The following is a 13,553-nucleotide window of genomic DNA, read 5'->3' as shown; positions in this document are numbered from 1 at the left end:
GCCTTCGACTCATCCAGGGTCTTGGTGAAGGGCCGCGTCCACGCGAGGTTGTCCTTGGCCAGGCGGGACCAGAAGCCTTCGAAGTCCTGTTCGGCTTCCTGGCACAGGGCCTCGTAGGCGGCCATGCCCGAGATGCGCGCGCCGGTGCTGGCGCGAGCGTCGGGCGGGAACACGCGGTTCTCGACGAGGACGGATTCGATGTTCTTGGATGCGCTGCTGCTCATTTCTTGTCTCCTGGGTAGGTGCGGCCGTAATGTCGGCGGGCCCACTTACGGGTCACTGACGGGTCACTGACGGGTCCGTCCAGGTCCGATGTTAGTTCGCAGGGTTATCACGAGTCGGTCACGGGGGCACCTCTAGAATCGCCGGTTGTTCCCAACCTCCCGTCCAATGTCCGCTCCCGAATCTTTCGACCGCCCCCACACGCCCGCCGCCGCCTCGCCGCTGCGGCCACTTCCCAAGCTGATCTTCGCGAGCCGCTGGCTGCAGCTGCCGCTGTACCTGGGCCTGATCGTGGCGCAGGCGGTGTACGTGGTGCACTTTCTGGTCGAACTGCTGCATCTGGTCGAGGCGGCCTTCGGCAGCAAGGAGGCGCTGCAGGCCCTGATCACCAGCATCGGCTACAAGACCACCGCGCCGGTGGGCACGCTCAACGAAACGGTGATCATGCTGGTGGTGCTGGCGCTGATCGACGTGGTGATGATCTCGAACCTGCTCATCATGGTGATCGTGGGTGGCTACGAAACCTTCGTGAGCCGCATGGACCTCGAAGGCCATCGCGACCAGCCCGAATGGCTGAGCCATGTGAACGCGTCGGTGCTCAAGGTGAAGCTCGCCACTGCCATCATCGGCATCAGCTCGATCCATCTGCTGAAGACCTTCATCAACGCGGACAACTACACCGACCGCGTGCTGATTGCGCAGACCGTGATCCATATCGCGTTCCTGTTCTCGGCCATGGCCATTGCCTACACCGACAAGCTCATGACGTCGAACGCGCCGCAAGGCGGCGGATCGCACTGAGCCCTGCCCGTTCCTAGCCCGCGTGCGGCAGATCCCACGCGGGCACGTCGGTGAATCGCTCGGCCAGAAAGTCGAGCATCGTGCGCAGCGCGGCCGGCATGTGCTTGCGCGAGGCATACACCGCGTACATGCCCACCACCTGCGGCTCGCAATCGGGAAAGAGCGGCACCAGTTCGCCGGCCTTCACGAGGCCGGCCGTCAGGTAGGTCGGCAGCATCGCAATGCCCGCCCCGGCGCGCGCCAGCTGCATCAGGCTCGCAGCATCGTTGGTCGACAGGTTGCCGCCGACGGCTACGGAGACCGGCTCCCCGTTGTCCTTTCGCGTGAAATTCCAGAGGCTGCGCCCGAAGTACGAGTGCGTGAGGCAATTGCGCTGGGCCAGTTCCTCCACGCGCACAGGCTTGCCGTGTTCCTTCAGGTAGCCGGGTGACGCGCAAACCACCGACCGGCACTGGGTGAGCCGGCGCGCGATCAGGTTGGGATCGATCTCCACCGCCACTCGAATGGCGAGATCGATGCGCTCGTCCACCAGGTTCACCGCCCGGTCCAGCAGCACCAGGTCGACCGCCACCCCGGGATACAGCCGCACGTAATCGGCCACGGCGCCGGCCAGTTGCGCCTGCGCGAAAGACGTGCTGGCCGTGATGCGCAATTGGCCCCGCGGCGCCTCGGCCGGGTGCCGCACGGCGGCCTGCATGTCGCCCGCGAGTTCGAGCACCTGCCGGCAGCGCGGCAGCAACTCTTCGCCGGCCGCGGTGAGGCTCAGTCGGCGCGTCGTGCGATGCAGCAGGCGCGCGCCGGTCCATTGCTCGAGTTCGGCCACGTAGCGCGTGACCACCGGCCGAGAAAGATCGAGCTTGTCGGCCGCGGCCGAAAGGCTGCCCGAGTCAACCACCGTGACGAACACGCGCATTGCATTCAAACGATCCATTCGAACGATTTTAGGAATAAACAAGCGCGAAATTCGAGGTATTTCTTTCGAAAGCAGAAACCTAAGATGCGCTTCATCGCATCAACTTTTCAGGAGCATTCATGAGCCATATCGCCATCATCGGCGCCACCGGACGCGCTGGCGGCCGCCTTCTCGAGGAGGCTCTCCGCCGCGGCCATACCGTGACCGCCATTGCACGCAAGGCCAGCGAAAAGCTGTCGGGCCGCGCCGACGTGAAGGCCATCGACGTCGACGTGCTCGATGCACCCGCGCTCGAAAAGGCACTGGCCGGCCATGACGCGGTATTCAGCGCCGCGCACTTCTCCACCGTGCCGCCCGCCGCCATCATCGAGCCGGCCAAGCGCGCCGGCGTGAAGCGCCTGCTGGTGGTCGGCGGCGCCGGCAGCCTGTTCGCAGCGCCGGGCCTGAAGGTGATCGACACGCCGAACTTCCCCGATGCCTACCGCGCAGAAGCCACGGCGGGCGGTGTGTTCCTGGATGCGCTGCGCGACGAAAAAGAACTCGACTGGACCTTCCTCTCGCCCTCCGCCGAATTCGTCGAAGGCGAGCGCACGGGCAAGTTCCGCCTCGGCAAGGACGACCTGCTGGTGAGCGCCGAAGGCCGCAGCTGGATCACGTTCGAGGACTACGCGATTGCGTTCATCGACGAGCTCGAGAAGCCCGCGCATTCGCGTCAGCGTTACACCATCGGCTACTGATCGGCCGGCAAACAAAAAAGGACCCACGCGGGTCCTTTTTTATTGGTCGATTCGGTCTTACCGGCCGGTCATGTTTTCAGGAACGACCCACTGGTCGAACTGCTCGGCCGTGAGGTGACCCGAGGCAATGGCCGCCTCGCGCAAGCTCGTCCCCTCCTTGTGCGCCTTCTTCGCGATGTAGGCCGACTTGTCGTACCCGATGTGCGTGTTGAGCGCCGTCACCAGCATCAGCGAGCGCTGCACCAGTTCCGTGATGCGCTCGCGGTTCGGCTCGATGCCCACGGCGCAGTGGTCGTTGAAGCTCACCATGCCGTCGGCCAAGAGACGCACGCTCTGCAGAAAGTTGTGCGCCACCATCGGGCGGAACACGTTCAGTTCGAAGTTGCCCGAGGCGCCACCGATGTTGATGGCCACGTCGTTGCCGAACACCTGCGCGGCCAGCATCGTGACGGCTTCGCTCTGTGTCGGATTGACCTTGCCCGGCATGATCGACGAGCCGGGCTCGTTCTCGGGAATGCTGAGTTCGCCGATGCCGCTGCGCGGCCCACTCGCGAGCCAGCGCACGTCGTTGGCGATCTTGTTCATGCTGGCGGCGAGCGTCTTGAGCGCTCCGTGGGCATGCACCAGCGCGTCGACGCTGGCCATGGCTTCGAACTTGTTGGGCGCGGTCACGAAAGGCAGGCCCGTGAGCTTGGCCAGTTCGGCCGCGACCTGCTCCGCGTAGCCCTTGGGCGCATTGAGCCCGGTGCCGACGGCCGTGCCGCCCAGTGCCAATTCGCACAGGTGCGGCAGCGCCGCGCGCACATGCGCCTCGCCGTGCGCCAGCTGCGCCACGTAGCCCGAAAACTCCTGGCCCAGCGTGAGCGGCGTGGCGTCCTGCAGATGGGTGCGGCCGATCTTCACGATGTCGGCAAAGTCTTTTGACTTTTTCTCGAGCGTGCCGCGCAGCTTGGCAATGGCAGGCAGCAGCTTGTGCGTGATGGCCTCGACGGCGGCCACGTGCATGGCCGTGGGGAACACGTCGTTGCTCGACTGGCTGCGGTTCACGTCGTCGTTCGGGTGCACGAGGCGCCCTTCCCCGCGCTCGCCGCCGAGCAGCTCGCTCGCGCGGTTGGCCAGCACTTCGTTTACGTTCATGTTGGTCTGTGTGCCCGAGCCAGTCTGCCAGACCACGAGCGGAAACTCGCCCGGATGCTTGCCCGCGATGACCTCGTCGGCCGCGGCCACGATGGCCTGGGTCTTTTTTTCGTCCTGCAGTCCGAGCGCATGGTTGACCACCGCCGAGGCGCGCTTGACCTGCGCCAGTGCCTTGATGATCTCGCGCGGCTGCTGCTCGCCGGAAATGTCGAAGTTCTGCAGCGAGCGCTGCGTTTGCGCACCCCACAGCTTGTCCGCCGGCACGTCGATCGGGCCGAAGGTGTCGCGCTCGGCACGGGTCTTGGGGGAAGTCGTCATGATGAAAAAAGCTCCGCGGTCTTGGATGGTTGCGCCCGCTCACCGGGCGCGGTGCCGAGTATGGCCTCGATAAGAATGGCTCGCATTTGACGAGGCCTATTTGGCCCGGACGCCCGGCCCACGATACGCCCCGGGCTTGACTCACGTAATGTCAAAAAGTTATAATTGCGGTCTTCAGACGACCAACAAGTCATGTTGGTTGCCCTTGTGCTACTCGCGGATCTCCGAATCCCGTCGCGGTGCAAGGCTCTCCCCGCCGGGCCCTGCCCGGCAACCCGGCCGGATCTTTCCGGCCCCCTTGCCACGTCACGCTCATCCAGGCGGCGCCCCTCGACCAGGCCCGCCGCTCTGCGAATGAAGCATCCGGCGGGCACTGGCTTCGTCGCCATGTCGTCTTCAGTGCCTGTCGGCAGCCTTCGAGGCTCGCCGGGCCATTGCACGCGCGTTTTTCACGCGCTCTGTTCGGGCAGCCCCATCGGCTGATGGCGTGGCCGTTGCCGCCCTCTGGGGCGGCGCTGTGTCCAACCATCACACAAGGAGCCCCGGCCTATGGCCAAAGGAATTCTCATCGACCATGTTTTCAAGGTGTTCGGCGACTCGCCCGAACAGGCGCTCGAGCTCGTCCGGCAAGGTTTCTCGAAGAAGGAAATCCTCGCGCAGACGGGCCAGTCGATCGGCGTGTTCGATGCCACCTTCGAAATCCAGGCCGGCGAGGTCTTCGTCATCATGGGTCTCTCGGGGTCGGGCAAATCGACGCTGGTGCGCCTCTTGAACCGGCTGATCGAGCCGACCGCGGGCCGCATCGTGATCGACGGCGCGGACATCAACGAGCACTCGGATGCGAAGCTGCGCGCGCTGCGCCGCAAGGACATCAGCATGGTGTTCCAGTCCTTCGCGCTGATGCCGCACATGACGGTGCGCGAGAACACCGCCTTCGGCCTCGAACTGTCGGGCACCAGCAAGAAAGAACGCCTCGCGCAGGCTGACCTGGCGCTCGCGCAAGTGGGTCTTGCGGGCTGGGGCGACAGCTATCCCGACGAACTCTCGGGCGGCATGCAGCAGCGCGTGGGCCTGGCGCGCGCGCTGGCCTCCGATCCGTCGATCCTGCTGATGGACGAAGCCTTCTCGGCCCTGGACCCGATCATCCGCACCGAGATGCAGTCCGAGCTGTTGCGGCTGCAGAAGGAGCAGCGCCGCACCATCGTCTTCATCTCGCACGACCTGGACGAAGCCATGCGCATCGGCGACCGCATCGCGATCATGAAGGACGGCCAGGTGATCCAGGTCGGCACGCCCGACGAGATCTTGCGCAGCCCCGCCGATGAGTACGTGCGCAGCTTCGTGCGCGGGGTGGATGCGGCGGCGGTGTTCAAGGCGGCGGACATCGCGCGCAAGTCGCTCACCGTGGTCTGCGAGCACCCCGAGCGCGGTGCGCATGCGGCACTCAAGGTGCTGGAAGACCAGGACCGCGACTACGCCTACGTGACGAGCCCGACCAGGCACTACCTGGGCACCGTGTCGGCCGACACGCTGCGCGCGGCGCTCGACGGGCACAAGGGCCCGCTGGGCCTGCGCCACGCGTTTCTGAACGACCTGGGCGTGATCGAGGCCGACGCGCCCGTGGCCGGCCTGATCGGCCAGGTGGGCCAGGCGCCGTGTGCCGTGCCCGTGGTGGCCGGCGACGGTCGCTTCTGCGGTGCGATCAGCAAGACGACGCTGCTGAAGTTCCTCGACCGCGACACGCCGCCGATCGACCCGGCACATCAGCCCCAGCAACCTGTCCCTGCTGCGGCCGCCATGGCCGTTGCCTGACCGATTTCGAAGGACTCATTGATGAACGACACCGCACTGCCCTCCGAATTCGCGCCCTTGAACGACGCTTCCACCGCCACGGCCCCGCAGGCAGCGGCACCAGCCGATCCCTGGGCCGCCCTGTCCGCCGCCCCCGACGCCTCCGCGACCAGCGCCTGGCTCGACGCCCCCGTCGCCACGGCGCATCAGCTGGCCGGATCGGCCGATGCCGCCACCGGCGGCCTCCAATTGCATCGCCTCTGGGACGGCTCGCTGCCCGTCGAATCCTGGATCAACCAGGGCCTCGGCTGGGTGGTCGAGCACTTCCGCCCCTTCTTCCAGACCGTGCGCCTGCCCATCGACAGCACGCTGAACTGGGTGCAGGGCCTGCTGACCGGCCTGCCGACGCTGGCCATGATCGCCCTCATCGGCCTGTTCGCCTGGCAGTTCGCGGGCCGTGCGCTCGCCATCGGCACCACCGCGGCGCTGCTGCTCGTGGCCATGCTGGGCATCTGGCCCGAAGCCATGGTGACGCTGTCGCTGGTGCTGACCTCGCTCGTTTTCTGCATGGTGATCGGCCTGCCGCTCGGCGTGCTGTTGGCCAGCAGCGACCGCGCCCAGCGCATCACGCGCCCGGTGCTCGATGCGATGCAGACCACGCCCGCTTTCGTCTACCTGGTGCCGGTGGTGATGCTGTTCGGCATCGGCAACGTGCCGGGCGTGATCGTGACCATCATCTTCGCGCTGGCGCCTCTGGTGCGTCTGACCAACCTGGGCCTGCGCCAGGTGCGGCCCGACCTGATCGAGGCCGCGCGTGCCTACGGCGCCTCGCCGTGGCAGATGCTGGTGAAGGTGCAGCTGCCGCTGGCCATGCCGTCGATCATGGCGGGCATCAACCAGGCGCTGATGCTGTCGCTGTCGATGGTGGTGATCGCCTCGATGATCGCAGTCGGCGGCCTGGGCCAGATGGTGCTGCGCGGCATCGGCCGGCTCGACATGGGCCTGGCGACCGTGGGCGGCCTGGGCATCGTGCTGTTGGCGATCTCGCTCGACCGCCTGACGCAGGCCATGGGCAAGTCGCGCCGCAGCGCCGGGCGCCGCTGGTGGCACACCGGGCCGGCCGGCTTTGCGCTGCATCTGCTGCAGCGCCTCGTGAGCACGCCGCCGCACCATGCGAGCGAGCCCGTACCGGCCCTGTCGACGCAAGCGCAATGAGCTCCCGCGAAGGAATCCAACGCATGAAGAAAACCCGTCTCCACCACATCGCCCGCGGCCTGCTGGCGCTCGGCTTCGTCGCTTTCGGCATGGCTGCGCAGGCCGCCAACGACCTGCCCGGCAAGGGCGTCACCGTGCAGCCGCTCAAGAGCTCGCTCGCCGAAGAGGCGTTCCAGACGCTGCTCGTGATGCGCGCGCTCGAAAAGCTCGGCTACACCACCCTGCCGATGAAAGACCTCGAACCCGCCACCGAGCACCTGGCCATCGCCAACGGCGACGCCACTTTCATGGCCAACCACTGGAGCCTGCTGCACGCCGATTTCTACAAGAACAGCGGCGGCGACGCCAAGCTGTGGCGCAAGGGCGTGTACTCGGACGGCGCTGTGCAGGGCTACCTCATCGACCGCAAGACGGCCGAGCAACACAACATCACCAACATCGCCCAGCTGAAGGACCCGGCCATCGCGAAGCTGTTCGACGCCGACGGCGACGGCAAGGCCGATCTGACCGGCTGCAACCCCGGCTGGGGCTGCGAACTGGCCATCGAGAACCACCTGACGGCCTACCAGCTGCGCGACACCGTCACGCACAAGCAAGGCAGCTACGCCGCGCTGATGGCCGACACCATCGTCCGCTTCAAGCAGGACAAGCCGATCCTCTACTACACGTGGACGCCCTACTGGGTCAGCGCCGTGCTGCGGCCGGGTGCGGACGTGGTCTGGCTGCAAGTGCCGTTTTCGTCCTCGCAGGGCGGGAACGCGGACACGCAGCTTCCGAACGGCAAGAACTATGGCTTCCAGGCCAACCAGGAGCAGATCGTCGCCAACAAGGCCTTCGTCGAGAAGAACCCTGCGGCCGGCAAGCTGTTCGAGGTGATGAAACTGCCGATCGGCGACATCAACGCCCAGAACCTGCGCATGAGCCAGGGCGCCAATACCCAGCAAGACCTGGAGCGCCACACCGACGGCTGGATCCGGGTCCACCGGCCGCTGTTCGACGGCTGGATCGAGGAAGCCCGGGCCGCCGCAAGGTAGCGTGACGAGGCCGGGCGTGGCGGCTGAGATAATCGGGGGGCGTTTCCACACTCCAAAAAACACCCCCCCCACCATGACGACCACGATCCAGCAGGCCGACCTGATCGAATCGATCAGCGCCGCGCTGCAGTACATCAGCTACTACCACCCCGCCGACTACATCGCCCACCTGGCCAAGGCCTACGAGCGCGAGCAGAGCCCCGCCGCCAAGGACGCCATTGCGCAGATCCTCACCAACAGCAAGATGAGCGCCACGGGCCACCGCCCGATCTGCCAGGACACGGGCATCGTCAACGTGTTCCTCAAGGTGGGCATGGACGTGCGCTGGGGCGGCTTTACCGGCTCGCTGGACGACGCCATCAACGAAGGCGTGCGCCGCGGCTACAACCACCCCGACAACACGCTGCGCGCCTCGGTTGTGGCCGATCCGCAGTTCGACCGCAAGAACACCAAGGACAACACGCCCGCGGTGATCTTCACCGAGATCGTTCCGGGCAACACCGTCGAAGTGACCGTCGCGGCCAAGGGCGGCGGCAGCGAGAACAAGAGCAAGCTCGTGATGCTGAACCCCGGCGACAGCGTGGTCGACTGGGTGCTCAAGACGGTGCCCACCATGGGCGCCGGCTGGTGCCCGCCGGGCATGCTGGGCATCGGCATCGGCGGCACGGCCGAGAAGGCGGCGCTGATGGCCAAGGAAAGCCTGATGGACGACCTCGACATGCACGAGCTGCAGGCCAAGAAGGCCTCGGGCGCCGAACTCAGCAAGGTCGAGGCGCTGCGCATCGAACTGTACGAGAAGGTCAATGCGCTGGGCATCGGCGCGCAGGGCCTGGGCGGCCTGGCGACCGTGCTCGACATCAAGATCAAGATGTACCCGACGCACGCGGCCAGCAAGCCGGTCGCGATGATCCCCAACTGCGCGGCCACCCGGCATGCCCACTTCGTGATGGATGGCAGCGGTGCGGTCTACCTCGACCCGCCGTCGCTCGACCTGTGGCCCGATGTGAATTGGGCGCCCGACGAAAAGAAGAGCAAGCGCGTCGACCTGAACAAGCTCACGCCCGCCGAAGTGGCGAGTTGGAAGCCGGGCGACACGATCCTGCTGAACGGCAAGATGCTCACCGGCCGCGATGCCGCGCACAAGCGCATCCAGGACATGCTGACCAAGGGCGAGAAGCTGCCGGTGGACTTCACCAACCGCGTCATCTACTACGTCGGTCCGGTCGATCCGGTCGGCGACGAAGCCGTGGGCCCTGCTGGCCCGACAACCGCCACGCGCATGGATGGCTTCACCGAAATGATGCTGGCCCAGACCGGCCTCATCGCGATGATCGGCAAGGCCGAACGCGGCCCGGTCGCCATCGAGGCCATCAAGAAGCACAAGAGCGCCTACCTCATGGCCGTGGGCGGCGCCGCCTACCTCGTGAGCAAGGCCATCAAGACTGCCAAAGTGGTGGGCTTCGAAGACCTGGGGATGGAAGCCATCTACGAATTCGACGTGGTCGACATGCCCGTGACGGTGGCGGTCGACGCCGGCGGCACCAGCGCGCACATCACCGGCCCGGCCGAGTGGCAGAAGCGCATTGCCAGCGGCGAGTTCAAGACCATCATGATGGAAGAAGCTTGAGCTTGATAGGCGTCTTCGACAGCGGCGTCGGCGGGCTCAGCGTGCTTGCCGCGCTGCGCGCCGAACTGCCGCACGAACGCTTCGTCTACTTCGCCGACACCGCTTTCGCACCCTATGGCGAGCGCGGCGATGCCTATGTGATCGAGCGCTCGCGCAAGGTGGCCGAGCAGCTCATTCAAGAGCACGGCATCAAGGCGCTGGTGGTGGCTTGCAACACGGCCACCACGGCGGCGATCCACCTGCTGCGCGCCGAGAATCCGGCCTTGCCCATCGTGGGCCTGGAGCCTGCGCTCAAGCCCGCGGTGGCGGTGAGCCGTACCGGCCACATCTCGGTGATGGCCACTCGCGGAACACTCGCCAGCGCCAAGTACGCGGCGCTGCGCGACTCTTTCGCGGGATCCGCGAATGTTCGCGCCGTGCCATGCGATGGCCTCGTGAAAGCCATCGAGGGCTTCGACACGGCAGGCATCGAAACGCTCTGCGCCCGCTACATGGCCGAGGCCGGCCCCTTCGGACACGCGACGGGCGAAGTCGACACCGTAGTACTCGGCTGCACGCACTACCCCCTCGTGAAGAGCGAACTGCAGCGCCACGCGCCGCCTGCGCTGCGCTTCATCGATACCGGCGCGCCGGTCGCGCAGCAGACCCGGCGCGTGCTGGGGTCGCTGGGCCGCCTCGCGGACGGCGGTGAAGGCGGCCTGCTGCTGCAGGGCAGCGGGGATCTGGCCCTGCTCGAAGCCGCAGCCGTGCACTGGCTGCAACGGCGGCCGCAAGCTGCGACGGCGGCTGCTGCAACCTCCACCTGAACCCCGCGACCCGCATGCGTCCCTTTTTGCGTCACGGCCTGCTGCTGCTGTGCCTTTCGGCCGCGGGCCTCTGCCATGCCGCCTGCGAGAGTGGGCTGGCCGAGCGCATGCACGCCAAGCTGCATCCGAACCGCACGCTCGACGAGCGCCTCGCCGCCTGCAAGCCATGGCCTGCCTTTCCGGGGCGCAGCATCGTGGTGCTGCCCGTGCCGCGCGAGACCAGCAGCACGGGCGCCAAGGTCTTCGATCTCGAGCTGCTGCTGATCCAGCGGCCCGACAACGGCAACACCGAACGCGACACGGTGATCGGCCGCATCTTCCAGCCCGAGGCCCTCGACGAAGACAGCGCCACCGCGATCCAGGACATCCGGATCGACACCGCGCGCTATGTTCTGTCGGCCGACACGCGCGCCTTCGGGCTGCGCGTGCGCTACAGGGGCACCGCGCCAGGCAGCTCGGTCGCGAGCGAAACCATTCGCCTTTACGTGCACCACGGCAGCAAGCTTCGGCAGGTGCTGCAGGAGGTCGAACTCGACCACGACAGCGGCGGATGGGACAGCACGTGCACCGGCCGCCTCGAGAAGCTGCGCACGATGCTTTCGGTTGGCAAGTCGGCGAGCAACGGCTACGCCGACCTGCAACTCGCGCGCACGCTGGTCCAGAGCCACGCGCAGGTGCAGGAAGACCAGGGCTGCGCCGAGAAAGCCCTGCCCGCGCGGCTCAACGCCGTCACGTTGCGCTACGACGGCGAGCGCTACCGCGTGCCCAAATCCCTGCAGCAGCAGATGCCCTGAGCCGCGGGCCCCTATCGGCTGTCTAACGGCTGTGCAAAGCGGCTTGCCGGCCGCGCGCCATGTCAACGGGCAGCAACAGCAGCAGCCCCGCCACGAACAGGGCCGCGGTCGAGAGAATGGCAATGCGCTGGTTGCCGCCCGCAGCCCACGTGATGGCGCCGAACATCAGCGGGCCGATGATGCTCGCCAGCCGCGTGGAAAAGGTCCAGAGTCCGAAGAATTCGGCCAGTTGCCGCGGCGGCGCAAGGTAGCCGGTCATGGCACGGCCGGCCGACTGGCTCGAGCCCATGGAGAGTCCGGCAATGGCGGCAGCCCACCAGAAGGCGCCCTTGGTGGTGGCCATGGCCGCAATCACGCAGACCGCGATCCACGCCACCAGCGTGCCAGCCAGCGCGATCTTGTGGCCGATGCGGTCTTGTACGTATCCGAAGGCAAATGCGCCGACCGCGGCCGCAATGTTCAGCACGAAGATCAGCACCATCGTCTCGCTCGCCACGAAGCCGATCACCTGTTCCGCATAGATGGCCGCAAGCGTGATGGCCACCGCCACACCGCCCTGGTAGCACACGGTGCAGACCAGCAGCCACATGAAGTCGCGGTAGGCGCGTGCCTCGCGGAACGTAGCACGCAACTGCCGCCAGGCGCTCTGCGCACCGCTGGCCGTTCGGGGCCGCGCGCGCTCGGGCAGCAGCGCAAACGTGGCGCAGGCTGCCGTGCCGTAGATGGCCGCGGTGATCAGCATCGTGACCGGCACGAAGTGCGATGCCGGCAGCCCTTTTGCCTGCGAGGACAGCACGTAGGCCAGGCACGACCCGAGCGCGAGCATGCCGCCGACGTAGCCGAAGGCCCAACCCCATCCGCTGACCTTGCCCATGCCTTCGGCCGTGGCGAGCTCGGGCAGGAAGGCGCCTGTCAGCGACTCGCCGTACGAATAGAAGGTGTTGGAGACGATCACCAGCCCCATGGCCACCGCAACGCCCGCGGCCCCCGAGAAGCTTGGCGTGAGCGCAAGCGCTGCCGTGCCAAGCACACAGCCCACCGTTGCGATGACGAGCACGCGCTTCTTGGCCGCGTGCCGATCGGCCCAGGCCCCGATGGCGGGCATGGAGAGCATCACGATGGCGTAGGAGACGCTGAGCGCCGCGGTCCATGCAAAGGCAGCCCAGGGCGCGCCCTTGGCGATGCCGCCCACGAAGTAGGCGGCGAACACGGCCGTGATGACGACAGTGGTGTAGCCCGAATTGGCAAAGTCGTACATTGCCCAGCCGAACACCTCGCGCTTGCGCACGCCGGCATTCAGGGCAGAAGACGGGAACAGCGCCATGCGGCGGTGAATCGCGGCGCCGGAAGAGCGGCTGGCCTGGGTCAGTGCAGGTGGCGCGGACGGCGGCCGCCGCCATGCCCACCACCGCCGCTGCCACTGCCGCCGGTGCCGCGCGGGCGCTTGCCGATCTCGAGCGAATTCACGAGCGCATCGAAGCGGTCGCTGAAGAGGCGATCGATTTCGGATACGACGCCGCCGAGTTCGGCGCCATCGAAGTGGCGCTCCATCAGGTTGACGACGTCTTCCACCAGCAGGTCGCGCTGCACCTGCATGATCGCGGCCGGATTGGGGCCGACAAACAGCATCAGGAAATCGTCGCGCGATTCTTCGTCGGGGTCGCCCTCTTCCTCGTCGAAATCGGTGTCGTAGAAGGTGACTTCGATGGCCGCACCGCGCTCCGACAGTTCGTTCAGCGCCATGCACATTTCGTCGAGGGCCTGACGAAAGTCGTCGTCGCCCGGCACGGTCCAGCACATCTGGAGCATGTGGTCCTTCTGCTCGAAACGGATGCCGGGCTCTTCTTCGTAGGTGCTCGTGGCGCCGTCGGCCAGCGACTTGGCGCCCGAATAGGCCCACAGCGGCTTGAGTGCTTCCTGGATCTGGTCGAAGGTGACGTCAGACCGCAGCGGCACGTCGCCGTGCACATGAATTTCAAATGGAGCGTTGTAACGAGGCATGAAGTGCTCCCTTGTCTAAGTATGGTGCCCGGAACGGGGGTCGAACCCGTATGCCCCGATTAAGGAAGCGGCGGATTTTAAGTCCGATGTGTCTACCAATTTCACCATCCGGGCCTCGGGTTTGAACATCGACGATAACCCAAACGAAACGAGCCCC

Annotated in this window: 13 protein-coding genes and 1 tRNA gene; 8 read left to right on the top strand and 6 right to left on the bottom strand. The window is 66.5% G+C overall.

The annotated features are described in order from the left end of the window. The coding region (locus tag BLR24_RS15200) for an acetyl-coenzyme A synthetase N-terminal domain-containing protein (RefSeq protein WP_302848509.1) at nucleotides 1–224 on the bottom strand (224 nt) is incomplete at its 3' end. 166 nt (nucleotides 225–390) lie between these two features. On the opposite strand from BLR24_RS15200, the gene BLR24_RS15195 reads away from it, so the two are divergent. Next, a complete protein-coding gene (locus BLR24_RS15195) occupies nucleotides 391–1,023 on the top strand; it encodes a YqhA family protein (protein ID WP_093018202.1) in 633 nt (210 codons plus the stop codon). A gap of 13 nt (nucleotides 1,024–1,036) precedes the next feature. On the opposite strand, the gene BLR24_RS15190 is transcribed toward BLR24_RS15195, so the two are convergent. After that, nucleotides 1,037–1,954 (bottom strand): LysR family transcriptional regulator, encoded by a 918-nt coding sequence (locus tag BLR24_RS15190; protein WP_093018189.1) that lies wholly within the window; start codon nucleotides 1,952–1,954, stop codon nucleotides 1,037–1,039. Between the two features lie 101 nt (nucleotides 1,955–2,055). On the opposite strand from BLR24_RS15190, the gene BLR24_RS15185 reads away from it, so the two are divergent. Then, nucleotides 2,056–2,673, top strand: a complete 618-nt coding sequence (locus tag BLR24_RS15185) for an NAD(P)-dependent oxidoreductase (RefSeq protein ID WP_093018187.1) — start codon at nucleotides 2,056–2,058, stop codon at nucleotides 2,671–2,673. Between the two features lie 57 nt (nucleotides 2,674–2,730). Here the strand turns inward: BLR24_RS15185 and fumC are convergent, their stop codons facing one another. After that, the gene (gene fumC, locus BLR24_RS15180; RefSeq protein ID WP_093018185.1) at nucleotides 2,731–4,128 is read right to left on the bottom strand and encodes a class II fumarate hydratase; all 1,398 of its coding nucleotides are present in this window, start codon (nucleotides 4,126–4,128) and stop codon (nucleotides 2,731–2,733) included. Between the two features lie 549 nt (nucleotides 4,129–4,677). Here fumC and proV point away from each other — a divergent pair. The 6 genes from proV to BLR24_RS15150 all read left to right on the top strand — a co-directional run bounded on the left by proV (nucleotide 4,678) and on the right by BLR24_RS15150 (nucleotide 11,395). Beyond that, on the top strand, nucleotides 4,678–5,940 hold the full coding sequence (proV, locus tag BLR24_RS15175; RefSeq protein WP_093018183.1) for a glycine betaine/L-proline ABC transporter ATP-binding protein ProV: 1,263 nt from the start codon (nucleotides 4,678–4,680) through the stop codon (nucleotides 5,938–5,940). 21 nt (nucleotides 5,941–5,961) lie between these two features. Beyond that, a complete protein-coding gene (gene proW, locus BLR24_RS15170; protein ID WP_175543274.1) occupies nucleotides 5,962–7,134 on the top strand; it encodes a glycine betaine/L-proline ABC transporter permease ProW in 1,173 nt (390 codons plus the stop codon). Nucleotides 7,135–7,157: 23 nt separating this feature from the next. Next, complete coding sequence (gene proX, locus BLR24_RS15165; protein WP_175543273.1) at nucleotides 7,158–8,168, top strand: glycine betaine/L-proline ABC transporter substrate-binding protein ProX; 1,011 nt, start codon at nucleotides 7,158–7,160, stop codon at nucleotides 8,166–8,168. Nucleotides 8,169–8,241: 73 nt separating this feature from the next. Then, nucleotides 8,242–9,795 (top strand): fumarate hydratase, encoded by a 1,554-nt coding sequence (locus tag BLR24_RS15160; protein ID WP_093018181.1) that lies wholly within the window; start codon nucleotides 8,242–8,244, stop codon nucleotides 9,793–9,795. Continuing rightward, entirely contained in the window at nucleotides 9,792–10,601 is an 810-nt protein-coding gene (gene murI, locus BLR24_RS15155) for a glutamate racemase (RefSeq protein WP_093018179.1), read from the top strand. The genes BLR24_RS15160 and murI overlap by 4 nt, the downstream gene beginning before the upstream one ends. Nucleotides 10,602–10,615: 14 nt before the next feature. Further along, complete coding sequence (locus BLR24_RS15150; protein ID WP_093018177.1) at nucleotides 10,616–11,395, top strand: PA3715 family protein; 780 nt, start codon at nucleotides 10,616–10,618, stop codon at nucleotides 11,393–11,395. A 22-nt stretch (nucleotides 11,396–11,417) separates the two neighbouring features. Here the strand turns inward: BLR24_RS15150 and BLR24_RS15145 are convergent, their stop codons facing one another. From BLR24_RS15145 to BLR24_RS15135, 3 genes are all read right to left on the bottom strand, one after another. Further along, nucleotides 11,418–12,719: an MFS transporter gene (locus tag BLR24_RS15145; RefSeq protein ID WP_093018174.1), complete on the bottom strand. Its 1,302-nt coding sequence runs from the start codon at nucleotides 12,717–12,719 to the stop codon at nucleotides 11,418–11,420. Between the two features lie 41 nt (nucleotides 12,720–12,760). Then, on the bottom strand, nucleotides 12,761–13,396 hold the full coding sequence (locus BLR24_RS15140) for a DUF6806 family protein (RefSeq protein WP_093018172.1): 636 nt from the start codon (nucleotides 13,394–13,396) through the stop codon (nucleotides 12,761–12,763). A gap of 22 nt (nucleotides 13,397–13,418) precedes the next feature. Continuing rightward, a tRNA-Leu gene (locus BLR24_RS15135) sits at nucleotides 13,419–13,510 on the bottom strand. Between the last annotated feature and the right edge of the window lie 43 nt (nucleotides 13,511–13,553).

Origin of the sequence: Variovorax sp. OV700 (assembly GCF_900099805.1) — a bacterium.
Lineage (GTDB): Bacteria > Pseudomonadota > Gammaproteobacteria > Burkholderiales > Burkholderiaceae_C > Variovorax.
Note: the sequence above shows the minus strand (reverse complement) of the source record. Positions and strands in the feature narration are given on the sequence as shown.

What these genes read in the sequence shown, in the direction of transcription:
- proW (WP_175543274.1), top strand. Translation starts at nt 5,962, where the DNA reads ATGAACGACACCGCACTGCCCTCCGAATTCGCGCCCTTGAACGACGCT.
- proX (WP_175543273.1), top strand. Translation starts at nt 7,158, where the DNA reads ATGAAGAAAACCCGTCTCCACCACATCGCCCGCGGCCTGCTGGCGCTC.
- BLR24_RS15150 (WP_093018177.1), top strand. Translation starts at nt 10,616, where the DNA reads ATGCGTCCCTTTTTGCGTCACGGCCTGCTGCTGCTGTGCCTTTCGGCC.
- BLR24_RS15190 (WP_093018189.1), bottom strand. Translation starts at nt 1,954, where the DNA reads ATGGATCGTTTGAATGCAATGCGCGTGTTCGTCACGGTGGTTGACTCG.
- fumC (WP_093018185.1), bottom strand. Translation starts at nt 4,128, where the DNA reads ATGACGACTTCCCCCAAGACCCGTGCCGAGCGCGACACCTTCGGCCCG.
- BLR24_RS15160 (WP_093018181.1), top strand. Translation starts at nt 8,242, where the DNA reads ATGACGACCACGATCCAGCAGGCCGACCTGATCGAATCGATCAGCGCC.
- proV (WP_093018183.1), top strand. Translation starts at nt 4,678, where the DNA reads ATGGCCAAAGGAATTCTCATCGACCATGTTTTCAAGGTGTTCGGCGAC.
- BLR24_RS15185 (WP_093018187.1), top strand. Translation starts at nt 2,056, where the DNA reads ATGAGCCATATCGCCATCATCGGCGCCACCGGACGCGCTGGCGGCCGC.
- BLR24_RS15140 (WP_093018172.1), bottom strand. Translation starts at nt 13,396, where the DNA reads ATGCCTCGTTACAACGCTCCATTTGAAATTCATGTGCACGGCGACGTG.
- BLR24_RS15195 (WP_093018202.1), top strand. Translation starts at nt 391, where the DNA reads ATGTCCGCTCCCGAATCTTTCGACCGCCCCCACACGCCCGCCGCCGCC.
- BLR24_RS15145 (WP_093018174.1), bottom strand. Translation starts at nt 12,719, where the DNA reads ATGGCGCTGTTCCCGTCTTCTGCCCTGAATGCCGGCGTGCGCAAGCGC.